The organism is Bradyrhizobium sp. STM 3557 (assembly GCF_045571465.1).
GTDB lineage: Bacteria > Pseudomonadota > Alphaproteobacteria > Rhizobiales > Xanthobacteraceae > Bradyrhizobium.
The window spans coordinates 3,473,004-3,494,994 of the sequence record NZ_CP120697.1; the positions used below are offsets into that span (position 1 = coordinate 3,473,004).

Sequence of the window (21,991 nt, forward strand, 5' to 3'; positions counted from 1 at the left end):
TGTTCCATGTCTTCTGCCGCGCCGTACTGGATGCTCCGCCGGAGCCTGTCATCCGGCCGGCCGAAGGCCGGACCGGGTGGCGGAGCATGACAGCGTTGAAGATGGCGAGAGCTCAATCCGTCCTGCGACGGGCCGATTCCATGGCCTCGATGTTCTAGATCGCTCGATGGTCGAGCCTTCGGAGGAGGGATAATCGCTACGTCGGTCCGAGTCTCAGCCGCCGGTCACGCTCATGTGGCGGCTGACGCTCGGGCGGTTGTGGCGGCGATCGATGATGAAGTCGTGGCCCTTGGGCTTGAGCCCGATGGCGCGGTCGATCGTCTCGCTCAAGAGCTCGTCGCTGGCGGAGGCGCGCAACGGCTTGCGCAGGTCGGAGGCGTCCTCGTGGCCGAGGCAGGTGTGCAAGGTGCCGGTGCAGGTGACGCGGACGCGATTGCAGGACTCGCAGAAATTATGGGTCATCGGCGTGATGAAGCCGAGCGTGCCGCCGGTCTCCGCGACACGGACGTAGCGTGCCGGGCCGCCGGTCGTCTGCGCCAGATCTGAGAGCGTGAACTGCTGCTCCAGGCGGGCACGCACCAGCGACAGGGGCAGATACTGGTCGATCCGGCCCGCGCCGATCTCGCCCATCGGCATCACCTCGATCAAGGTGAGCGCCATGCCCTTGCCGTGCGCCCATTGCATCAACGCAGGCAGCTCGTTCTCATTCATGCCCTTCAGCGCGACCGCATTGATCTTCACGGCGAGCCCTGCGGCTTGCGCGGCGTCGATGCCTGCCAGAACGCGGTCGAGATCGCCCCAGCGGGTGATGGTGCGGAACTTTTCGCGATCGAGCGTGTCGAGCGAAACGTTGATGCGGCGCACGCCGCAATCGGCGAGCTCCGCCGCATGCTTGGCGAGCTGTGTCGCGTTGGTCGTCATGGTCAGCTCGTGCAACGCGCCGCTCGAAAGATGTCGCGATAGCGAGCGCACCAATCCCATCACGTTGCGTCGGACCAACGGCTCACCGCCGGTGAGGCGCAGCTTGCGGACGCCCTTCTTGATGAAGGCGGTGCAGAGCCGGTCCAATTCCTCCAGCGTCAGCAGGTCGGCCTTGGGCAGGAACGTCATGTCCTCCGACATGCAGTAGAAGCAGCGCAGGTCGCAGCGATCGGTGACGGAGACACGCAGATAGCTGATGGTTCGCCCGAACGGGTCGGTCATGGGGCGCGTCAGCACATCTGTGTCGGTCAACGAAACATCGCTCATGAGGAAGCTTTCGTGTGGCGCCGTCGCCACGACCGCCGCGCGGAAGGCACGGCGAAATTACGCTCCTTCCAATCTAGTCACGATCGGCCGCGGCCACAATCCGTTGTGCGCCAAGGGCTCTGCCGGATCTCAGCGCATCGCGGCGTTGGGATCGGGGTACGCCGCATCGGCCGGCATCACAGCATGTGCGGCGGCCGTCTTGGGCGCCCCCGGCTTCCTGGGATGCGGTTTCCCGGCCTTCGGCTGTGCCGGGGCGGGCTGCAGCTCGGCGACCACAGGATTGGGGTCGAACACGATCGGCGGCGAGGTGTTGAAGGCGCCGGTATTGCGGATCACCTGCACCTGCACGGTCTCGGGCTGGAACTTGTCCATGCTGAAGGCGACCGAGAAGCTGCTCTCTGGGGCGGGCACCGCGACCGAGCAGGGCGTCTTGCAGCTCGGACCCAGTGACGTCTTGGCCTCGGCGCCGGGCGGGCTGGACTCGAGCTGGATGTCGACCATGGTCGGCGCCGGCTTGAGCGCATCCCATGACATGGATGAGCAGCCGCCAAGGCTGGCTGCCGCAAACGCAATCCCGATGACACGACGCATGACTTGTCCCACCCGGTCGACAAAAGCTGCGGCGATGGGCCGCATTCCCCGCGGGGACCATAAGAGTGCCGGAACGATGGCGCAACCGTGCCCAGGCCGTCGTCAACAACTGGTTCAGGATTACCGTTTCGCCGATCGCCTTGGAGAGTCAGGCAGTTACGTGGCTTTCTGAAAGCTTCTGAGAGCCTCGACAGCAGCCGGAAGGTCCTTCATGTGGTCGATCAGCCCATCCGGCTTGAGCTCGGCGATCGGAACGTCGGTATAGCCGAAGGTGCATCCGATCACGGGAACCCCGGCGCGGCGGGCGGCGCCAATGTCGGTGCCGGCATCGCCGACCATAATGGCGCGGGCGATATCGCCGCCGGCCTTCAGGATGGTCTGGCGCAGGATGGCCGGATCCGGTTTCGCAACCCCGAAGGTGTCGGCGCCGCAGATCGCGGCAAAGCGCGTGGCGAGGCCGAGCTCATCCAGCAGTCGGTTCGACAGCCATTCCAGCTTGTTGGTGCACACCGCAAGCCGGCAGCCGCGCGCGGCGAGCGTGTCGAGGGCGCCCTCCAGCCCATCGAAAGGGCGCGATTCCACCGCGATGTTCTCGGCATAGTAGCCGATGAAATCCGCAGCGAGGCGGTTCATCTCCTCCGCATCGATGGAGCGACCCTCGGCTTCGAGGCCCCGTTCCAGCAGCTTGCGGGCGCCGGCGCCAATCATGTTGCGGGCGGTGGCCAGCGGCAACGGCGACAGGCCCTCGCGCACCAGGATGTGGTTGAGCGCGTTGATCAGGTCGGGTGCAGTATCGACCAGGGTGCCGTCGAGATCGAAGACGATGGTGGGGGAGGCGGCGGACATGACCGGATTCGCTAGCCGGATCAATGCCGTCAGGCAAGGGGCCACAGTGGCTTTTTAATCCGGTGGGTCGCCGCCTGCCGCTATCGCCCGCGGCAAAACATCGCTAGATATGCGCGCGATTTCACGGCTTGGCAGGATTTCCCGCGTGGACATGGACGCATTGAAACGGCAGGCGGCAGCGCGGGCGCTCGAGCACGTGCACGACGGCATGAAGCTCGGACTCGGCACCGGCTCGACGGCCAAGCACTTCATCGAACTGCTAGGGGAGAAGGTGAAGGGCGGGCTTCGCGTCGTTGGCGTACCGACCTCGGAGGCGACGCGGGCGCAGGCAAAGGCCAATGGCGTGCCGCTGACCACGCTGGACGAGATCGATCATCTCGACCTCACCGTCGACGGCGCGGACGAGGTCGACCCGCAGCTCAACCTGATCAAGGGCGGCGGCGGCGCGCTCTTGCGCGAGAAGATCGTGGCAAGCGCATCCGATCGCATGATCGTGATCGCCGACGACAGCAAGTGGGTGGCGTCGCTCGGCCGCTTTCCGCTTCCAATCGAGGTCGTTCCATTCGGGCTCGCAGCGACGCAGCGCGCGATCGCCGATGCCTTCGTGCGATCAGGCGTGTCCGGGCAGATGGTGGTCCGGAAAGCGGCCGACGGCCACGTTTTTGTCACCGATGGCGGCCACTGGATTGTCGATGCCCGCCTTGGGGAAATCCAGGATGCTCCGCGCCTGGCGGGCTTTTTGAGCGCAATACCCGGGGTGGTTGAGCACGGGCTGTTCATCGGCCTTGCCGGCACGGTCATTCTGGCTGGCGCGCAGGGAATTCGCGTTATCGAGCGGCCCTAGTGCAATGAACCTGCACTAGGGCCGCAATCTCAGGGAGACGAGGAATGAAGACCGTTTTCAGAATCTTGCCGGCGGCGGGTGTCGTCCTGGCGTTGGCCTTCGCGGGCGCGGCGACGGCCCAGCAGCCGGGCCAGGCTCCGGCGGCCAAGCCAGCCTCGGCCGCCTGCTTGGCCGGCGCCCGCGAGATTCTGGCGATGAAGAATGTCGCGGCGATGTACGCCAATGCCGTGCCCGGCGTGGTGCAGCAGGCCAAGACGCAGCTGATCCAGTCCAATCTGAACTACCAGAAGGACCTCGACGAGGTCGCGGTCGTGGTGGCGAAGGAATTCGCCGGCAAGGAGAAGGAGATCGGCGAGGGCATGGCCCAGATCTACTGCAGCGAGTTCTCCGACAAGGAGATCGCGGACCTCGTCACCTTCTACAAGTCGCCGCTCGGCCAGAAGCTGCTCACCGCCGAGCCCCGTGCCATTCAGGGCAGCATGGCCTATATGAACCAGTGGGCGCAGAACTTTGCCGAGGCCGTCACCGCGCAATTCCGCGCCGAGATGCGCAAGCGCGGCAAGCAGATCTGATCGCGACTTCTCTTTAGGACAGGTCGGGGTCAGCGTATCAGAGGATCGAGATGGCTGATTTTGACGTCGACCTGTTCGTCATCGGGGGTGGTTCGGGCGGCGTGCGTGCCGCCCGTATCGCGGCGGGGTACGGCGCCCGCGTCATGATCGCCGAGGAATACCGGATGGGCGGCACCTGCGTGATTCGCGGCTGCGTGCCCAAGAAGCTGTTCGTGATCGGCTCCCATGTCCGCCAGGAGATCGAGGATGCAGCAGGCTTCGGCTGGCGCATCCCGGAGGCGACGTTCGACTGGCCGACCCTGATCGCCAACAAGGACAAGGAGATCGCGCGTCTCGAGGCGGCCTACACCGCCAATGTCGAGAAGGCGGGCGTTCGCGTCGTCAAGACTCGCGCGGTGCTGGAAGACGCCCAGACCGTGCGCCTGATGACCGGCGAGGCGGTCCGCGCCAGATACATCCTGATCGCGACCGGCGGCGCGCCCAATCATGGCCGCGAGATTCCAGGCATCGAGCACGTGATCTCCTCCAACGAGGCATTCCATCTGAAGGAGTTGCCGCGCCGGATCGTGATCCAGGGCGGCGGCTATATCGCGCTGGAATTCGCCTGCATCTTCGCCAATTTCGGCTCCGACGTCACCGTGATCTATCGTGGCGACAACATTCTGCGCGGCTTCGACGAGGACGTCCGCACGCATGTCCGCGCCGAGATGGAGAAGGAAGGCATCACTATCCTGACCGGCTGCACCGTCACCAAAGTTGACAAGCACGGCAAGGACTACACCACGCATCTGTCGAACGGATCGAGCATCGCCTCCGACCAGGTGATGTTCGCGATCGGCCGGCATCCGAATGTCGCCAATCTTGGCCTGGACAAGGCCGGCGTCGCCATCAATCCGGAGAACGGCGGCATCGCGGTCGACCATTTCTCGAAAACGTCGGTGCCGAGCATCTACGCGATCGGCGACGTCACCCATCGTCACAATCTGACGCCGGTGGCAATCCGCGAGGGCCATGCTTTTGCCGACAGCGTGTTCGGCAAGCGCCCGGTGCAGGTCGATCACATCAACATCCCGACGGCGGTGTTCTGCCAGCCGGAGGTCGGCACCGTCGGCATGACCGAGACCCAGGCGCGCGAGCTGTTCGACCGCGTCGACATCTACAAGACCTCATTCCGTCCGATCAAGGCGACCATGTCCGGCCGCGACACCCGGGTCCTGATGAAGCTTGTGGTGGATGGATCGACCGACCGCGTGCTCGGCTGCCACATCGTCGGCGACACGGCCGCCGAGATCATCCAGGCGGTCGCGATCGCGATCAAGATGAAGGCGACCAAGGCCGATTTCGATACGACCATCGCGCTGCATCCCACCGCAGCCGAGGAGCTCGTGACGATGCGTACCGTGACCGAGCGCCACGTCCGGCAGGCCGCGGAGTAGGGGCGCCGTGTGTCGTCCGGGTGAGCGTTAAGCGACACCCGCGGTTGCACTGATCCCGCGTGTCGCCTTTGCTCACGCGGGCTACGGACTACACAAACATCGATTACTGCCGGGTTACGCCGGGCGCGCCGGGAACTTGGCCACCGAACTTCGAGGAGCCGGTGCCGCTGACGCTGGTCGGCCCGCCGGCGGTGCCGTTCGGATTGGTGCGGGCTGCGCTGCCGTACGAATGCATCCAGCCGTGATGCCGGTGGTGGCTGCGGGCCGATGCGACGGGACTTGCCAGGACGACGGCCGCTGCCACGGCGATCATGATGAGTTTCATCGAACGTTTCCTCCACTTTCTGGTTCTGATCACAAACCGCGATGCTCATGACCAGTTCCGTCAGCATCTGGGAAGCCGGTCGCAGGGCATCACGCGAATGTCCGCCTCGCGGGCGGACCGACGGAGGCGCGCATGACCACGATGGCCAAGCTCCTTGCGCAGAAGCAGCAGCTCGTCGAGCAATTGGACGCCGCCGGCCCGCACGAGCGCGAGGAAATCGAGCGGCTGTTGGAGAAGATCAACGCCGCTCTCGAAGCGCTCGATGAAGCCGGCTCAGGTCCCAGCCGCGACGACGAGTAGTCGTTCGTAGGATGGGTTGAGCGGAGGCGATACCCATCCTACAGAGCCAGCGTTCAGCGCTTCTTCCCCTTCGCCGTGTTCAGCGCCACGGCAGCGCGGATCAGGGCCTTGAACGCCTTCTCATTGACCTTGTCGCCCTCTTTGAAATCGATCGCGCGGCGGGTGTTGCCCTCGAGGCTGGAATTGAACAGGCCGGTCGGATCATCCAGCGCGGCGCCCTTGGCGAAGGTCAGCTTCACGACGCTCTTATAGGTCTCGCCGGTGCAAATGATGCCGGCATGCTCCCACACCGGAACGCCGCGCCACTTCCATTCCTCGACGACCTCGGGATCGGCGTCCTTGATGAGCGCGCGCAGCCGGGCCAGCAACTCGCCGCGCCAATCGCCGAGCTCCTCGATCCGCCCGTCGATCAGTAGGGAGGGGGACTCGCTGGTCCGTTGCGCGCTCGTTTTCATGCCTGTCCTAGTCCTCAGTCACTGCTTGCGTGATGCTGGCAGATTTCAATCGGCTCGCGCCAGCACCTGCTCCAGATTGCCGAAGAACGTTTGCCAGCCATATTGGGCGCCCTGGAAGGCCTGCTGCTGGTCCGGCTTGAAGCCCGACTGCTCCATGCGCAGATGCGTCCCGGCACCTTTTGGCGTGAGCGTCCAGGTGACGATGCTCTCGAGACCATAGGCTGCCCAGGTATAGGACAGCGATCTGTTCGGCTCGATCGAAAGGACACGGCAGTCGACGGAGCCCCAGTCGGCGGTGAGCTTGAAATCATGGCCTTCAACGGCTGCGAAGTCGTTCTTCATGAGCCATTCCGCGATCAGATGCGGCTGGGTGAGCGCGCGCCAGATCTTTTCCGGCGCATGAGGAATGTCGCGTTCGACGATGACGGAGCGGGTTTCAGTCGCTGCAGTGTTCATTGGTCCATCCTTTTGAGGAGATCTTCAAGATCGTCGAGCCGGCTTTCCCAGAAGCCCGCCATTTGATTGGTCCAGTCGATCAGGGGCGAGAGGCCGCGAAGGTCGACCGTGTAGTGGGTCTGGCGGCCTTCATGGCGGTCGCGCACCAGGCCGGCCTGCTTGAGAACGCCGAGATGCTTCGAGACAGCCGGTTGCGAGACGCCCGACTGCGCCGTCAGAGCGCCGACCGTCTGCTCGCCGTGCCGGCACAATCGCTCGAAGATCGCGCGCCGGGTGGGATCGGCAAGCGTCCTGAACAGCATGTCGTGGGCGTCTGACATCAATCAATAACCAGGTGGTTATGGATATTCTCATAACCGCTGAGTTATGGGTCGTCAAGTCCGAAAGAACCTCCTCAACGGGATGCATAATACCACCCTGATCAGCCCGATGAGTCCGCGACGCCCGTTCCGTCATTGCGAGGAGCCGAAGGCGACGAAGCAATCCAGATTTTCTTTTTAGTTCTGGATTGCTTCGCGGAGCCTGTCATCGGGCCGCGCTTTGCGCGGACCCGTTGGCTCGCAATGACGACGCTGTAATCGTGCTTTTGACAGGTGCTGCGAAGTTGGCCTTCACGCTCAGCCGTTCTGCACCCGGTAGCGCAGCCATATGGCGCCGCCGTCGAGCACCGTGCTGCTTTCGAGCGTCATTGCGGTCACCGGAGCGCGCTGGCCGGAATCGGCTTCCGGCGAATCGAAGATGCTTGGGGCGCCCTTGGCGCCGTCGATGGCCGGACAGATGACAAGGCTGATTTCATCGACCAGACCGGCACGCAGGAAGGCGCCGTTGGCGCCCCCGCCGCCTTCGAGCAGTAGCCGCTTCACGCCGAGGTCGCGGCGGAGGATCTCGAGGGTGAGCGCAAGGTCGATCTCGGTCGCGCCGGCGAAGATGTAGGATACGCCTTCGCCCCGCAGTCCGGCCAGATGCGCGTCCGTGACCCTCTCGGTGAGAACGACGACGATCGGATCGCCGCCGATATCGGCGCGGCCCCACGCGATCTTGCCCTGCGCATCGAGGACGACACCGTAAGCCTTGGCGTCGCGCCGCGCGAACCATGCCGTTCGCGGCAAGCTTTCGCGTGTCGTGCTCGCATAGGCGGTGCCCTTGGCGAATTCCTGGCCGGTGACGCGGCCGATCAGCCAGGCGTCACCTTCGAGCTGCTCGTGCAGCCGCTCGAACAGGTCGCCGGCCCGGCCTGGCGGCCGCCACCGGCTGGGCAGGGTGCGACCGTCCACGCTTGCGGCCATGTGGCAGATGACGTGCGGCTTCATGTCGTGCTCCCTGCTACCTGCTGCTCAACGCGATCGCGTGCGAGGGGTTCGCGCGGGTGGTTACCATGTGCCCTTATGTCCATGCCCGCTTTCTTGCAAAGGCTCAGCTCGCTCATAACTATACGTCAGGTTACTAACGCGTTGAAGTAAAGCGCAAACAGGGAACGTATGACCGCGATATGCGTTTCCTGATGTTTCGCGGGAGGGTGACAGCGAATGACCGACAATCCGACGCCGGACCGAAGCTTGTTCGAAAGCGAGCGAGCATTTCGCCTTCTTGTCCAGGGCGTCACGGATTACGCCATCTACATGCTGGATCCGTCAGGAATTATCGTCAACTGGAACGCCGGCGCGGCCCGCATCAAGGGCTATGATGCAAACGAGGTCATCGGTCAGCACTTCTCCATCTTTTATCCGCCTGAGGACCGCGAGGCTGGGCTGCCCGGCGTCGCCCTGGAAACCGCGAGGAGGACAGGTCGCTTCGAGGCCGAGGGCTGGCGCGTCCGGAAGGATGGGTCGCGGTTTTTCGCGTCCGTCGTCATCGATGCCATCTACGAGGATGGCAAGCTGATCGGCTTTGCCAAGATCACGCGCGACATCACCGAACGCATGAAGGCACGCACGGCACTGAGCGAGAGCGAAAACCAGTTTCGCCTGCTCGTCGGCAACGTCACCGACTACGCGCTTTACATGCTCGATCCCGAGGGACGCGTGACGAACTGGAATCTCGGCGGCCAGCGCATCAAGGGCTATGTGCCGCATGAGATCATCGGTCAGCATTTCTCGCGCTTTTATACGCCGGCAGACCGCGAGGCCGGCAAGCCGGCGCGTGCGCTGCAGATCGCCCGCGAGAAAGGCCGCTACGAGGAGGAGGGCTTGCGCGTGCGCAAGGACGGCACCTTCTTCTGGGCCAGCGTCGTCATCGATCCGGTCCGCAATGATGCAGGCGAACTGATCGGCTTCGCCAAGATCACCCGCGACATCACGGAACGGCGCGAAGCCCAGCAAAGGCTCGAACGCATGCAGGCGCAGCTCGCCGAATCCCAGAAGATGGACGCGCTGGGCCAGCTCACGGGCGGCGTCGCGCACGACTTCAATAATCTTCTCATGGCGGTGAGCGGCAATCTGCGTCTCATCAAGCGCTTCCTGGTCGATTCCCGCGCCGTGAGAGCTGCCGAAGCGATCGACGCCAGCATTCAACGTGGGGGAGCGCTGACGCGTCAGCTCCTGACCTTCGCCCGCCGACAACAAGTCAATCCCGTGCTGCTCGATGTGCGGGACGTGCTGTCATCGGTGCAGGAGGTGCTGCAGACCGGGCTCGGCAGCCAGGTGCGGCTGGATGTCGTCGTCCCGGACGGCGTCTGGCCGGTGCTGGCCGACCCGGCCGAGTTTGAGACGGCCATCGTCAATCTCGCCCTCAACGCGCGCGATGCGCTGCCCGATGGCGGCGAGGTTCGCATTTCTGCCGAGAACAAGCGGCTCGACGACGGCCAGTACTCCGGCGAATATGTCTGCATCACCGTGGCGGATAACGGCGTCGGGATTCCGGACGACGTGATCGCAAAGGTGTTCGATCCCTTCTTCACCACCAAGCCTGTAGGCAAGGGCACGGGTCTCGGCCTTTCGCAGGTGCATGGCTTTGCCAGCCAGGCCGGCGGATTCGTCCGAGTCAAAAGCAGCCTGGGCGTTGGAACGGAAGTCATCGTGTCGCTCCCTCGCGGCGAAGTCGTCTCGGCCGCGCGCGAAGTCGAAAACGTTGCGACGGCAGGAACGGTCCTTTTGGTCGAAGACAATCCGGACGTCGCGACCTCCAGCACGCTCTTGCTCGAAGAGCTCGGCTATCGCGTCAAATGGGTGTCGGATGCGGAGGCTGCGATCCACGAGATCGAGAATAACGGCATCGATCTCGTGTTCAGCGACATCGTCATGCCCGGTAAGATGGACGGTCTCGGGCTGGCGCGGCATCTCAAGCAGAACCACCCCGCGATGCCTATCGTCCTGGCGACCGGCTACAGCGATGCGGTGCGCAAGTCCGGCGCGGAGTTTCCGCTGCTGCGCAAGCCCTACGAACTCCACGAGTTGAGTCAGGCGCTCGAAGCGGCGCGCGGCCGTTAGAGCCGGAAAAGTGGAAACCGGTTTTCTCTCGCGGACAAACGCCAAAGGCGCTTGCGCGGAGATCATGTTCTATCAAAGAGATGAGATCATGATGCGAGTTCTTTTGATCGCATCATGATCTTGCACGGCGCGCATCGCGCGGCACCGCAGGCTTTCGACAGAGTAGTTGCGGAAATGGCTGCTTGACGAAGCTGTCTGTTTCTGTGCATAAGCCCTTCCCATCAAATTGATCGCCGAATGTCTCGGCGCTCTCGGAAGGACCACGACCGTGTTGAGCCTGCGCTCACATATCGCGAACGCCGCCATCCTCGAACGACCGTTTACCTGGTCGAGCGATCGGTCGTGCCTGCGCGTTGCGTATCGCGGCCTGAAATATCTCGGTAACGGCCCAATCGAATCCGGGCGCGGGATGCCAGCAAGAGCGTAACCGGCGGCGGGAATCTCCCCTCCGCTGACAGGCAGCGGAGAGGGCGAGATGGCCCGCAACATGAGCAAGCCAGGACTTGAAGCGTGTGATCAGGAGCGGGTGTTCCGCTCGCCGGTCGCGCTTGCCTTCGTGCGCATCGTCGTGGCCCGCCGCGGTATCACGCAGGCGCAGGCCCGCCAGATCTATCTCGACTACATCAACCGAACCCAGCCGGGGCGTGATGCGCCGGCAGAGTGCGGCTGCGTGAACTGATTTCCGATGACAGGATGGTCGCCCTTGTTGCATAAGGCGATCCGCTGACCGGTAGTGGTCCTCTTCGGTGAGGCGTCAGGCTGGTTTCCGGCAGCGTGTGTTGCTTGATTTGGCCGGAGTTCGCTCCGGCCGTTTGTGGTTTGTAGTTGGCGCCGTGCGCGTTTGCGGCATCATCGTCGACGGACCGATCGCGCCGGTCAGGACAATCATCTCTGCTTGGCATCGTCCGGCACCAGGCAACCGCTAAGGTGGGCGCCTCGCAAGGTTCAAATTCCGGGCCTTGTCGAGATTGCGGGCCTCCGCCAGAGCGGCTGCGCTCGGCAACAGGGCCGACGCCAGATCCGTCTCGGTGAAATCGGCCCCTGCGAGATTGGCGTTGGACAAGTCGGCTCCCGCAAGTTCGGCGCGGCTGAGGTTGCAATTCGCCAGATTGGCGTTCTCCAGCTTCGCGAATTCGAGATTGGCGCGCGACAAATTGGCGGCGTTGAGGTCCGCATTCCTGAGATCGGCAGATTTGAGCACCCCGCGCATCAGGCCCATCGATTGGTTGCGCATGTCAGCACTTAAATCGGCGCCCGCAAGCCTGGCTCCGATCAGGGTCGCACCGGAAAGATCGGCGGCGATGCGCGCACCTTTCAAATCGGCGCCCCCAAGCTTGGCGCGCTGCATCTGGGTGCTGAGCAACGAAGCCTGTACGAGGGAGGCGTTCGTCAAATCCGCGTCGATGAGCCAAGCTTGGTTCAGGATCGCCCGATCGAGGCGCGCGCCTTTCAGGTTGGTCCGGTTGAGCTTCGCGAGGCGAAGACTGCGGCCGGAGAAGTCAAGCCCGGAGAGATCGAGCTGCGACAGCCGCTTTCCCTCCAAGTCTGCAGAGCGGTGGCCCGCGGCATCTTGAGGCGGTGCCTTTAGAAGCGCCTCGACGTCGGCGCGCGTCATCTCCGATGCCGACATTTCGGGACTGTTGAGATCGACGCTGCGCAGCATATCCTGTGACAGGGCATCTCTGGGATCGATGACCAGCGCCGTCATCGACACAAGTGCGAATGCGAGACGAAACAGCATCGCTGTCCCTCCGTTGGCCTCGTCATGGGCGCTAAATCCGAGAGGGTCTTTAGCTTTACGGTTAACTTATCAGATCGACGAAAGGAGGTCGACAATGTTTGCCGCGAGTCCGGCGCTGGTGTTGAATGCCGACTTCCAGCCGCTGTCCTATTTTCCGCTGTCGCTGTTCGCTTGGGAGGATGCGATCAAGGCAGTGGTCCGAGGTTCTCACGTCGTGGTCGCCGAGTATGATCAGGTCGTGCGCAGCCCCAGTGTGACGATGCGGCTGCCATCGGTGATCGCGCTTCGCGACTACGTGCGGCCGCCGGCGCGGGTCGCCTTCACGCGCTTCAACGTCTTCCTGCGCGACCGTTTCCGCTGCCAATATTGCGGCGAGCAATATGTCCGCGGCGAACTGACGTTCGACCACGTGTTGCCGCGCGCCGACGGCGGCCAGACCAGCTGGACCAACATCGTCGCGGCCTGCAGCCCTTGCAACGCGCGCAAGGACCGGCGGCGCATCAAGCCGCTGCGGGCGCCCTATGAGCCGTCCCAGCACGATTTGCTGGCGGCGCAGCGGCTGTTCCCGCCGAACTTCATGCACGAGACCTGGGCCGACTTCCTCTATTGGGACGTCGAGCTCGAGCACTGACGAGAGCATGTCCAGGAAAAGTGGCATCCGGTTTTTCCGCGCGACAAACGCCGAAGGCGTTTGCGCGGGGGATCATACTCAAAACAAAGACATGAGATCATGATCCGATCATTCGGATCACGATCTCATGTGCCGGCGGCCGATCCGAGGTCGCCGGCCTTCCTTCAATGGGTAACGCCAAGTCTGGTGACTGAGCGGGTCTGTAAAACCTGCGCCTATGCGCGTGCGCGGTTCGATTCCGCGGTTACCCCACCAATTTCGAATTGCGCATTGCACGACTTCGCCCGGATAGCTCAGTCGGTAGAGCGGCACGTTGAAGGCGTGCGCGTCGGTGGTTCGAAGCCATCTCCGGGCACCAAACCTAACCGCGAAGCGCCGGTTCGAATCCGGCTGGCAGCGCGAATGCTTCCTTCCCGTAGCTCAACTGGATGAGCACCAGATCGCGTATTTGGAGGATGCAGGTTCGAGTCTTGCCGGGAAGGCCAAATTACCTGGGTAAAGCTCGTGTGGAAGAGCACCGCGTTTGGGCCGCGGAGGTGCGTGGTCGGAGCACGCTACCCAGACCAATCATCATCGTGCGCGCCCCCTCATTCAGCGCGTGGCGCCGAGCGCTGTCATGGGCGGCCAGACGATTGTCGCGCCTGTCCTACTCTCGGAGGCTGCGGCGGAGCCATGGCGAGGATAGGATCAGCGTCGATCTGAGCCAAGGCGGACTAGGACAGAAAGGTGGACCTTTGGGACAATCGATTGTGTCTGGACGCGCCTGTGATTGCGATGAGTCTTCTACAGTGCGAGCCCGCGGATAGAGGCTCGGCAATTTCGACATTCAATTTTGAAATGCATGATGTGCGCGATCTGCGTTTGAACTGCCCATACATGCAACGAGGCAACATTATCCATGGTGATGTGGAGAACGATCATGCGTGAACCAAATCATGACAGGCTGAACGAACTGGTCGGCCGATTGGTGAATGATCTCGGCAGTGCCATGTCGGGCGCGAGCGTTTTGCTCGGTGACCGCCTCGGGCTTTACAAGGCCATGGCCGACGGCGAGGTCATGACCTCGGCAGAACTCGCAAAGAAGACCGGACTGCACGAGCGTTACGTGCGTGAATGGCTGTCCGGCCAGGCCGCCGCCGGCTACATCGATTACCATCCGGAAAAGAACGCGTTTTCGCTGTCACCAGAACAGGCGATGGCCTTCGCAATAGAGGATTCACCGGCATTCTTCGCCGGCGCATTCGACGTCGTGCAATCAGCCTATCTGGACGAGCCGAAGGTTGCCGAAGCCTTTCGTACCGGCAAGGGCGTCGGCTGGCACGAGCATTCCAAATGCCTGTTCTCGGGCACAGAGCGCTTCTTCAGGCCGGGCTACAACGCCAATCTGGTGCCGAGCTGGATTCCTGCCATTGACGGCATCGAAGCCAAGCTGAAGGCCGGAGCCAAGGTGGCCGATGTCGGCTGTGGTCACGGCGCTTCGACCATCGTGATGGCGAAGGCGTACCCGAACAGCCAGTTCTTCGGCTTCGACTATCACATGCCTTCAATCGAACGCGCGAAGAAACTTGCATCGGAGGCCGGCGTCAGCGAGCGGGCCACGTTCGCGCAAGCCACGGCCAAGGATTTTCCTGCCGACGGCTACGATCTGGTGGCCTTCTTCGATTGCCTGCATGACATGGGCGATCCAGTCGGCGCAGGCAAGCATGTCAAGGAAGCGCTGAGCAAGGACGGCGTCTGGATGATCGTGGAGCCATTTGCTCATGATGAGCTGAAGGACAATCTGAACCCGGTCGGCCGCGTCTATTACGGCGCCTCGACGTTCATCTGCACACCGGCGTCGCTGTCTCAGGAAGTGGCGCTGGGCCTGGGTGCCCAGGCCGGCGAGCGCCGACTGCGCAAGGTCGTGACCGACGCGGGTTTCTCGCACTTCCGCCGCGCGACCGAGACGCCGTTCAACATGGTGTTCGAGGCGCGCGCGTGATCTGAGGCGCTGTCCTGAATTGCAGCCGTTCGGTCGATCGGCGAGTGCGAGCCGACGTATGAGAAGGGAGGCTCAAGGCAATCTCAATCAGTCGAAGCCCGCGTGGCACAGCATCGCAGTCCAGCCGCGAAGGAGCACGCAACCCGGACCGGTGTCATCGCGCTTGCGGAGACTGCCTGACGGTCGGGCAAATCAAATGCACGAGCGCGAACGACGTCACGGCGTTCGCATGCCCGACGGGCAGCGAGAATGCCTGCGCGCAAAAACTCATTACGCGTGGGCCGACAGTCGGATGGCCGCTGTCCGGCCATTCTGCAAAAATATTTGTCTTTCTATTTTTCAGAAATCATGGTTGTCTGTCGCCATCCCGCCTCAATGAAGAGGGGCGTACGCGCGATCGTCACGATACGTGGAGGCGGGGAGCGGTGGGCGCATCGGGTCGCAGCGTGACACTTCGCGCGGACGAACGACACCATGCGCACGCGAAGTCGTGTGGTCCTGGTCTCCCGGTGCTGAGACCAAGTTGGCGACGATGCTTGCGCATCGTGCCGATGACGGGGGCAAGAACGCCGGTCCCCGGGGAGAGCGCGTATAAGCGTTAAAACCATCCGCGCAGGGAAGGCCGGTTATTTGGCTGAACCTGTGGTTCTGCCGCGTGCTTTCTTGCTGCACGCGGACCATGGGTATCAGCGGATACCCGGTCTTCCCTGCGCCCTCGCTCTTGTATCGAGGGCAGACTGACTGCATCACCCGGACGCGATCGCGTCGCGGGGCTGCGCAGGCGTGTCCGTTGTCGGAGACTTTCGGAATGCAGAATGATCGCCGCAACTTTCAGCGCCTGTCGGTCAATGCCGTCACTGCGCTGCGCACTGGCATGGCGGCCTGCGCGCCGATCCTGAGGCAGGACAGCGCCGCAGCCTCGCAGCCGACTTCGAGCGCGAGTTGCAAGGGCGCCTGCTCGCCGAGCATGCAGGCAAAGGCACCGACGAACGTGTCGCCGGCGCCGGTGGTGTCGACGGGGGTAATGGTCGGCGCCGAGACGTGCAGGAGGCGCCCGTCGGCGGTTGCCGCATACGCGCCTTGGGCACCGGCGGTGACCACGCAGGTCAGCCGGCCCGCCTTGGCAAGCAGCGCAGCGGCAGCCTCGAAGCTGGTCTCCGGCGTGCCGAGCCGGGCGGCGGCGTCGATCGCCTCGTGCTCATTGACGATCAGGAATCCGGTTACGTCGAGCAGGTCGCGGAGCATCGTCACGCTCATCGCCGCCGGCACCGGCGCGAGATTCCAGACGATCTGGGCGCCGGCGGATTTGGCGAGGCGCGCGGCGCGCAGCGACTGCTCGAAGGGCACTTCCATCTGCAGCACCAAAACCGTGTCGGCGCGGAAGATCGCACTAGGCAGGTCGGCGGCCGTGGCGGCGAGATTGGCGCCGCTCGCCACCGTGATCGCGTTCTCGCCGCTCGCATCGACCGTGATGAAGGCGCAGCCCGTCGGCTCGCTGCCCCTGACGATCAGCCCGGTCTCAACTCCATTGGCGGCGAGGTTGCCGATCGCGTCCTCGCCAAAGCCGTCGTGACCGACCCGGCCCGCCATCCGGACGTTGCCAGGGCCGGCAAGCCGCGCCGCCGCCACCGCCTGGTTGGCGCCCTTGCCACCGAAATGGGTCTCGTAGGAGGGGGCGAGCACGGTGCGCCCGGGACCGGGAATGACGGGGACCCGTGCGACCAGGTCGATGTTCAGCGAGCCGAAGATGACGATCATGGTTCGAACCGATAGCACATGTCGGTCCATCCGGAGCAACGTCGCGGACCGTAGCCGCGGTGAGCCGGGGAGGGGGCATCTCAATTCATCTTGCGCCGCAAAGGCTCGGAGCGCCTGCTTAAATCCAAGTGGCGGTTGTCAGGCAGGCTGTGTATATAGCGGCCCTCCGCAGGCGGCGACAAGTTGCGGTGATTGCTCAAGGAGTTGAGGTCATGTCCGAACGGTGGACACCCGATAGCTGGCGTAGCAGGCCCGTGCAGCAGGTGCCGGCCTATCCCGACCCGAAGGCGCTGGCCGAGGTCGAGGTCCAGCTTGCCACCTTTCCGCCACTGGTGTTCGCCGGCGAGGCCCGCAACCTGAAGAAGGCGCTCGGCCGCGTCGCCGCGGGCGAGGCATTCCTGCTGCAGGGGGGCGATTGCGCGGAGAGCTTTGCCGAGCATGGCGCCAACAACATCCGCGATTTCTTCCGCGTACTGCTGCAGATGGCGGTGGTCTTGACCTATGCCGGCGCCGTGCCGGTGGTGAAGGTCGGCCGCATCGCCGGCCAGTTCGCCAAGCCGCGCTCCTCGCCGACCGAGAAGGTTGGCGGCATCGAGCTGCCGAGTTATCGCGGCGACATCGTCAATGACACCGCCTTCACTCCCGAAGCGCGCACGCCCAATCCGCTCCGCCAGCTGGATGCCTACCGGCAGTCGGCGGCGACCTTGAACCTGCTGCGCGCGTTCGCCACCGGCGGCTTCGCCAACCTCGCCAGCGTGCATCAATGGATGCTCGGCTTCGTCAAGGACAGCCCGCAGTCGCGCCGCTACAAGGAGCTGGCCGACCGCATCTCCGAGGCGCTGAATTTCATGCGCGCCTGCGGCCTCGACCTGGAGAGCCACCCGGAGCTGCGCGCCACCGATTTCTACACCAGCCACGAGGCGCTGCTGCTCGGCTACGAGCAGGCCTTCACCCGCGTCGATTCCACCACCGGCGATTGGTACGCGACCTCAGGCCATTTCATCTGGATCGGCGATCGCACCCGCCAGCTCGATCACGGCCATGTCGAATATTTCCGCGGTATCAAGAACCCGATCGGGCTGAAATGCGGCCCGTCGCTCAAGCCCGATGAGCTCTTGAAGCTGATCGACGTCCTCAATCCCGACAACGAGCCGGGACGGCTGACGCTGATCAACCGCTTCGGCCATGAGAAGGTCGGCGATCATCTGCCGGGACTGATCCGCGCGGTGCAGCGCGAGGGCCGTGTCGTGGTGTGGTCGTGCGATCCGATGCACGGCAACACCATCACCTCGACGTCGGGCTACAAGACCCGGCCGTTCGACCGCATCGTCTCCGAGGTGCGTGCGTTCTTCGCGATCCATGCGGCGGAAGGCACCCATGCCGGCGGCGTGCATCTGGAGATGACCGGCAAGGACGTCACCGAATGCATCGGCGGCGCGCGGGCGATCACCGACGAGGATCTCAACGATCGCTATCACACGGTCTGCGATCCCCGCCTGAACGCCGAGCAGTCGATCGACATGGCCTTCCTGATCGCCGAGCTTCTGAAGCAGCGGCGTGGCGGCAAGGATACGCCGATGCCGGCCGTCGCGGGCCTCTAGAGGTGCTGCGGCTCTGGCGCGCCACCATCAACTCGCGCAACGGGCTCGCTTTCGCGGTTCGCTCCGAGCAGGCCGTCCGCGAGGAACTCGTTGCGCTGATCCTGGCGCTGCCGCTCGCCTGTCTGATCGGCGCGACCGCGATGCGCGTGGTCGAACTGGTCTGCGCAGTGGCGCTGGTGCTGGTGGTGGAATTGCTGAACACTGCGATCGAGAAGCTCGCCGACCGCCTCACCACCGAGCACGATCCGAAGATCGGCCAGGTCAAGGATCTCGGCTCGGCCGCGGTCGGGGTGACCCTGCTGATGTCCGGCGGCTTCTGGCTGTTTGCGCTCGCCGAGCGCATTGGATTTCTATGAGCTGATCGATGGCAACATCCGCCGATATCTTCAGGATCACGCTTGCGCAGCTCAATCCTGTGGTCGGCGATATCGAAGGCAACGCCGCGAGGGTGCGTGCCGCGCGGGCAAAAGCCACCGCGGACGGCGCCGACGTGCTGCTGCTCCCCGAGCTGTTCCTGTGCGGCTATCCGCCGGAGGATCTGGTGCGCAAGCCGGCCTTCGCAGCGGCGTGCCGCGTCGAGCTGGAGAGGCTCGCGCGCGAGACCGAAGATGGCGGGCCGGCGGTGCTGATCGGCACGCCCTGGGTCGAGGAGGGCAGACTCTACAATGCCTGCGCGCTGCTCGATGGCGGCCGCATCGCCGCTCTGCGCTTCAAGGCCAATTTGCCGAACTACGGCACGTTCGATGAAAGACGGCTGTTCGCGCGCGGGCCGGCCGCCGGGCCGGTGAGCGTGCGCGGGGTGCGCATCGGGGTGCCGATCTGCGAGGACATCTGGCTCGAGGAGTCGGAGGATTACGAGAACGTGGTCGAGACGCTGGCGGAGACGGGCGCCGAGATCATCCTGGTGCCGAACGGCTCGCCTTACGCCCGCGACAAGAATGACCTCCGGCTATCGGTCGCGGTGGCCCGCGTCACCGAGAGCGGGCTGCCGCTTGTCTATCTCAACCAGGTCTGCGGCCAGGATGAGCTGGTGTTCGATGGGGCCTCCTTCGTGCTCAACGCGGATCTCTCGGTCGCCGCGCAACTGCCGGCCTTTATCGAGGACGTCACGACGCTGAGCTTCGCGCGCGGTGACGACGGCTGGCATTGCCACGGGCCGCTCGCATCCCTGCCTGAGGGCGACAAGGCCGACTATGCGGCCTGCGTGCTGGGGCTTCGCGATTACGTCCGCAAGAACGGTTTTGCGGGCGTGCTGCTCGGCATCTCCGGCGGCATCGACTCGGCGCTGTGCGCGGCGATCGCGGTCGATGCGCTCGGCGCGGACAAGGTTCGCGGCGTGATGCTGCCTTATCGCTACACCGCGCAGGTCTCGCTGGACGAGGCTGCCGCGCTCGCGCACCATCTCGGCATTGCCTACGAGGTGCTGCCGATCGGGGATGCGGTCGAGGGTTTTGAAAAAGTGCTGGCAAAACCCTTCGCTGGCCTGCCGGCTGATACCACGGAGGAGAATCTGCAGGCGCGCGCCCGCGGCACGCTGCTGATGGCGCTGTCCAACAAGACGGGCGCGATGGTCGTCACCACAGGCAACAAGTCGGAAATGTCGGTCGGCTACGCCACCCTCTACGGCGACATGAATGGCGGCTTCAACCCGATCAAGGACATCTACAAGACCGAGGTGTTTCGCCTCGCCGCCTTGCGCAATCAGTGGAGGCCCGATGACGCGTTCGGCCCTTCCGGCGAGGTCATCCCACCTGGGATCATCAGCCGGCCACCGAGCGCGGAGTTGCGCGCGGATCAGACCGACCAGGATTCGCTGCCGCCTTACGAGGTGCTTGACGCAATCCTGGAGCGGCTGGTGGAAAAGGAAGAGACGCTGGCTGAGATCGTCGCCGCCGGCTTCGATGCTGCCACCGTCGCGCGGATCGATCAGCTCCTGAGGAGGGCCGAATACAAGCGGCGGCAGGCGCCGCCCGGTGTCAAGGTCACCAGCCGCAATTTCGGTCGCGACCGCCGCTATCCCATCACCAATCGCTTTCGCGATACCGCCGGACCGCTGCCGGCGCCCGATGAGACCCTGGTGTCACGCGCCGGTCGCGCCTCGATCGACGCGTTCGAAGGGTAGGCTGATCCGTCCGCCTTCGATCAGCGCGTCGATGGGATGAAGGTCGGGCCGACCGTGCGGATCTGTTTGTTGTCGGTCGCTGGACCGGTGCTTGTGGTTGGTTCCGGCGTCGCGGGCGGGGCGGTTGTGGTCGCATCAGGCGTCGTTGCGCCCTTCTTGGCGGCGGGCGCACGGCCGGTCTGCCGCTGCTGCATCCGCTTGGCGCTCTCCTCGGTGACGATGATGTCGCCCTGCTGCGCCGCCTCAGCCTTGTCGTCGATCGACTTCAGCGCCTCGGCCCAGGTCTGGCCCGGCGCCTTGCAGGAGCAGGTCGGGTTGAACTCGGTGCGGTAGTGGAAGGCATTGGGCAGCGCCGTGTAGGGCGCACCGTTGACCGAAACCGCCTGGTTCATGTCCTCGCCGGGATTGCGATAGGTGTAGAGATTGGCCTCCGTCGCCGGGCACTGCGCCTTGCAGGCGCGCTCGTCGTCGGCGAAGCGGCCGGGCACGGTGGCGAACGAGATCGGGAAATAGGCGCCGTCGCAGGTGCGCACGCAGACGGTACGATAGGTGCCTGAGGGTGGCGCGAGATCGGCGCTCGGCGGCGGCAGCGAGGTCGCCGGGTTGGCGTTGTTGGCATCGCCGCCACCGAACAGGTTGGTGAGGAAGTTGCCCGGGCCGCCGCCGGGACGTCCGGCATTGGCGTATTGCTGGTATTGCGGGCCGCAATTATTCTGGCCAAGCGAGATCAGCACCGAGCGGCGCTGGTTGTCGCGCTCGGAACCGCCGCCGAAACCGCCGCCGCGCAGCCGGTCCAGGCTGACATTGATCTGGTCCAGGTTGGAGCGCATCTGCTGGATCTGGTTGTTGACCGGGCCGCATTCGGCCGAACGGCCGGAAAATAGCGAGAAAAAGCCCGAGCTGTCGCAGCCCATGCGCTTGGCCTGCATGGTGACGCGCTCGAGCTCGCTCTGCTGCTTGGCGGCCGCGTCCTGATAGCGGCGAATCTGCTCCTCGCGCGCCGGCTCGCCGCCGCCGCTGCGGTCGATCGAGGCGAGCTGCGCCTCCAGCCGCGGGCAGATCGGGTTGACGGCGGGCTGGCCGGGGTTCGGCTGCGGGTAGCCCTCGGACTGGGCGAAGGCACTGGAGCCCGACAGCGCCAGTGCAAGCAGCGCGGTGCACGCCAGAAGACGTGGAGACGGAGAAGCGATCAAGATGCGGTATTCCGGTGATAGGGTGCCGCGGAGCTAGCACAAAATTCGGAAAAATCGCGGCAATTGCCGGCATCCCTTAGCCGCTTCTTTCGGCAGCGTCACGTCGTTTCCACGGCACCGATGTGGCGGGAACCGCGTCCCGCTCCAGAACTAGCGCTGGCAAGTGATGGCAACGTAGTCGTTACAACCGCCTGTCCCGCAGTGCGCGGCCGGTTTCGGCACGGAACCGGTGATCTCGTCGGGGTCGACCCGCCGGTAGGCGGAGGCCTGCGCAAAATCGCGTGATTGGCAGTAGGAGCGGGCGGCGGAAGCGCCGCATTTGTCACCCTTCGCCAGGCACTGGTCGACGCCATAGCCGTCGGATTCGTTGGCGATGATGAAGACGTGGCTCTCGGCGAAAGCGGCGGTCGCGGTGACGACAAGGACACAGGCGAGCAGCGCCGGGGAGAATCGCATGGTGCACCGA

23 protein-coding genes and 2 tRNA genes are annotated in these 21,991 nt (G+C 64.3%); 13 read left to right on the plus strand and 12 right to left on the minus strand.

All coding sequences use genetic code 11. The annotated features are described in order from the left end of the window. Positions 1 to 213 precede the first annotated feature (213 nt). The 3 genes from moaA to gph form a co-directional block, all read right to left on the minus strand. Positions 214 to 1,248, minus strand: a complete 1,035-nt coding sequence (gene moaA / locus P6U24_RS15680; RefSeq protein WP_407159969.1) for a GTP 3',8-cyclase MoaA — start codon at positions 1,246 to 1,248, stop codon at positions 214 to 216. Between the two features lie 129 nt (positions 1,249 to 1,377). Next, complete coding sequence (locus P6U24_RS15685) at positions 1,378 to 1,839, minus strand: hypothetical protein (protein ID WP_407159970.1); 462 nt, start codon at positions 1,837 to 1,839, stop codon at positions 1,378 to 1,380. A gap of 156 nt (positions 1,840 to 1,995) precedes the next feature. Then, entirely contained in the window at positions 1,996 to 2,685 is a 690-nt protein-coding gene (gene gph, locus P6U24_RS15690; protein ID WP_407159971.1) for a phosphoglycolate phosphatase, read from the minus strand. Positions 2,686 to 2,830: 145 nt separating this feature from the next. On the opposite strand from gph, the gene rpiA reads away from it, so the two are divergent. The 3 genes from rpiA to gor are packed head-to-tail and all read left to right on the plus strand — an operon-like array spanning position 2,831 to position 5,537. Further along, positions 2,831 to 3,529, plus strand: coding sequence for a ribose-5-phosphate isomerase RpiA (gene rpiA, locus P6U24_RS15695; protein ID WP_407159972.1), 699 nt, complete (start codon positions 2,831 to 2,833; stop codon positions 3,527 to 3,529). Between the two features lie 44 nt (positions 3,530 to 3,573). After that, complete coding sequence (locus P6U24_RS15700; protein WP_407159973.1) at positions 3,574 to 4,101, plus strand: DUF2059 domain-containing protein; 528 nt, start codon at positions 3,574 to 3,576, stop codon at positions 4,099 to 4,101. 50 nt (positions 4,102 to 4,151) lie between these two features. Beyond that, the gene (gor, locus tag P6U24_RS15705; protein ID WP_407159974.1) at positions 4,152 to 5,537 is read left to right on the plus strand and encodes a glutathione-disulfide reductase; all 1,386 of its coding nucleotides are present in this window, start codon (positions 4,152 to 4,154) and stop codon (positions 5,535 to 5,537) included. A 103-nt stretch (positions 5,538 to 5,640) separates the two neighbouring features. Here gor and P6U24_RS15710 read toward each other — a convergent pair whose 3' ends face one another. Further along, complete coding sequence (locus P6U24_RS15710) at positions 5,641 to 5,862, minus strand: hypothetical protein (RefSeq protein WP_407159975.1); 222 nt, start codon at positions 5,860 to 5,862, stop codon at positions 5,641 to 5,643. 132 nt (positions 5,863 to 5,994) lie between these two features. Between P6U24_RS15710 and P6U24_RS15715 the strand changes: the two genes are divergently transcribed. Then, positions 5,995 to 6,162: a hypothetical protein gene (locus P6U24_RS15715; protein WP_407159976.1), complete on the plus strand. Its 168-nt coding sequence runs from the start codon at positions 5,995 to 5,997 to the stop codon at positions 6,160 to 6,162. A gap of 53 nt (positions 6,163 to 6,215) precedes the next feature. On the opposite strand, the gene P6U24_RS15720 is transcribed toward P6U24_RS15715, so the two are convergent. The 4 genes from P6U24_RS15720 to P6U24_RS15735 form a co-directional block, all read right to left on the minus strand. Beyond that, a complete protein-coding gene (locus P6U24_RS15720; RefSeq protein WP_407159977.1) occupies positions 6,216 to 6,617 on the minus strand; it encodes a DUF1801 domain-containing protein in 402 nt (133 codons plus the stop codon). Positions 6,618 to 6,662: 45 nt separating this feature from the next. After that, entirely contained in the window at positions 6,663 to 7,073 is a 411-nt protein-coding gene (locus P6U24_RS15725; RefSeq protein WP_407159978.1) for an SRPBCC domain-containing protein, read from the minus strand. Then, the gene (locus P6U24_RS15730) at positions 7,070 to 7,393 is read right to left on the minus strand and encodes an ArsR/SmtB family transcription factor (RefSeq protein WP_407159979.1); all 324 of its coding nucleotides are present in this window, start codon (positions 7,391 to 7,393) and stop codon (positions 7,070 to 7,072) included. The genes P6U24_RS15725 and P6U24_RS15730 overlap by 4 nt, the downstream gene beginning before the upstream one ends. Before the next feature lie 297 nt (positions 7,394 to 7,690). Then, positions 7,691 to 8,383 (minus strand): dihydrofolate reductase family protein, encoded by a 693-nt coding sequence (locus P6U24_RS15735; RefSeq protein WP_407159980.1) that lies wholly within the window; start codon positions 8,381 to 8,383, stop codon positions 7,691 to 7,693. A gap of 216 nt (positions 8,384 to 8,599) precedes the next feature. Here P6U24_RS15735 and P6U24_RS15740 point away from each other — a divergent pair, with 216 nt between their 5' ends. After that, on the plus strand, positions 8,600 to 10,498 hold the full coding sequence (locus tag P6U24_RS15740; RefSeq protein ID WP_407159981.1) for a PAS domain S-box protein: 1,899 nt from the start codon (positions 8,600 to 8,602) through the stop codon (positions 10,496 to 10,498). Positions 10,499 to 10,973: 475 nt separating this feature from the next. Then, the gene (locus P6U24_RS15745; protein ID WP_407159982.1) at positions 10,974 to 11,177 is read left to right on the plus strand and encodes a hypothetical protein; all 204 of its coding nucleotides are present in this window, start codon (positions 10,974 to 10,976) and stop codon (positions 11,175 to 11,177) included. Between the two features lie 243 nt (positions 11,178 to 11,420). On the opposite strand, the gene P6U24_RS15750 is transcribed toward P6U24_RS15745, so the two are convergent. Further along, positions 11,421 to 12,239, minus strand: coding sequence for a pentapeptide repeat-containing protein (locus tag P6U24_RS15750; protein ID WP_407159983.1), 819 nt, complete (start codon positions 12,237 to 12,239; stop codon positions 11,421 to 11,423). Between the two features lie 94 nt (positions 12,240 to 12,333). Here P6U24_RS15750 and P6U24_RS15755 point away from each other — a divergent pair, with 94 nt between their 5' ends. The 4 genes from P6U24_RS15755 to P6U24_RS15770 all read left to right on the plus strand — a co-directional run bounded on the left by P6U24_RS15755 (position 12,334) and on the right by P6U24_RS15770 (position 14,851). Beyond that, positions 12,334 to 12,870, plus strand: coding sequence for an HNH endonuclease (locus P6U24_RS15755; protein ID WP_407159984.1), 537 nt, complete (start codon positions 12,334 to 12,336; stop codon positions 12,868 to 12,870). Positions 12,871 to 13,152: 282 nt separating this feature from the next. Then, positions 13,153 to 13,228: transfer RNA gene (locus tag P6U24_RS15760), tRNA-Phe, on the plus strand. Between the two features lie 51 nt (positions 13,229 to 13,279). Beyond that, a tRNA-Arg gene (locus tag P6U24_RS15765) sits at positions 13,280 to 13,355 on the plus strand. Between the two features lie 434 nt (positions 13,356 to 13,789). Further along, positions 13,790 to 14,851 (plus strand): class I SAM-dependent methyltransferase, encoded by a 1,062-nt coding sequence (locus P6U24_RS15770; protein ID WP_407159985.1) that lies wholly within the window; start codon positions 13,790 to 13,792, stop codon positions 14,849 to 14,851. An 831-nt stretch (positions 14,852 to 15,682) separates the two neighbouring features. Here P6U24_RS15770 and P6U24_RS15775 read toward each other — a convergent pair. Next, positions 15,683 to 16,609: a ribokinase gene (locus tag P6U24_RS15775; protein WP_407159986.1), complete on the minus strand. Its 927-nt coding sequence runs from the start codon at positions 16,607 to 16,609 to the stop codon at positions 15,683 to 15,685. Positions 16,610 to 16,821: 212 nt separating this feature from the next. Between P6U24_RS15775 and P6U24_RS15780 the strand changes: the two genes are divergently transcribed. Genes P6U24_RS15780 through P6U24_RS15790 form a run of 3 tightly spaced genes read left to right on the plus strand, consistent with a single transcriptional unit; the run spans position 16,822 to position 20,332 of the window. Further along, positions 16,822 to 18,210 carry a class II 3-deoxy-7-phosphoheptulonate synthase gene (locus P6U24_RS15780; protein ID WP_407159987.1) on the plus strand — a complete coding sequence of 463 codons (1,389 nt, stop codon included), beginning with the start codon at positions 16,822 to 16,824 and terminating at the stop codon, positions 18,208 to 18,210. Positions 18,211 to 18,212: 2 nt separating this feature from the next. Further along, entirely contained in the window at positions 18,213 to 18,566 is a 354-nt protein-coding gene (locus tag P6U24_RS15785; protein ID WP_407159988.1) for a diacylglycerol kinase, read from the plus strand. 8 nt (positions 18,567 to 18,574) lie between these two features. Next, on the plus strand, positions 18,575 to 20,332 hold the full coding sequence (locus P6U24_RS15790) for an NAD+ synthase (RefSeq protein WP_407159989.1): 1,758 nt from the start codon (positions 18,575 to 18,577) through the stop codon (positions 20,330 to 20,332). Positions 20,333 to 20,352: 20 nt separating this feature from the next. Here P6U24_RS15790 and P6U24_RS15795 read toward each other — a convergent pair whose 3' ends face one another. Both P6U24_RS15795 and P6U24_RS15800 read right to left on the minus strand, forming a co-directional pair. Then, positions 20,353 to 21,525, minus strand: coding sequence for a DUF2865 domain-containing protein (locus P6U24_RS15795; RefSeq protein WP_407159990.1), 1,173 nt, complete (start codon positions 21,523 to 21,525; stop codon positions 20,353 to 20,355). A 150-nt stretch (positions 21,526 to 21,675) separates the two neighbouring features. Beyond that, entirely contained in the window at positions 21,676 to 21,981 is a 306-nt protein-coding gene (locus tag P6U24_RS15800) for a hypothetical protein (RefSeq protein WP_407159991.1), read from the minus strand. Between the last annotated feature and the right edge of the window lie 10 nt (positions 21,982 to 21,991).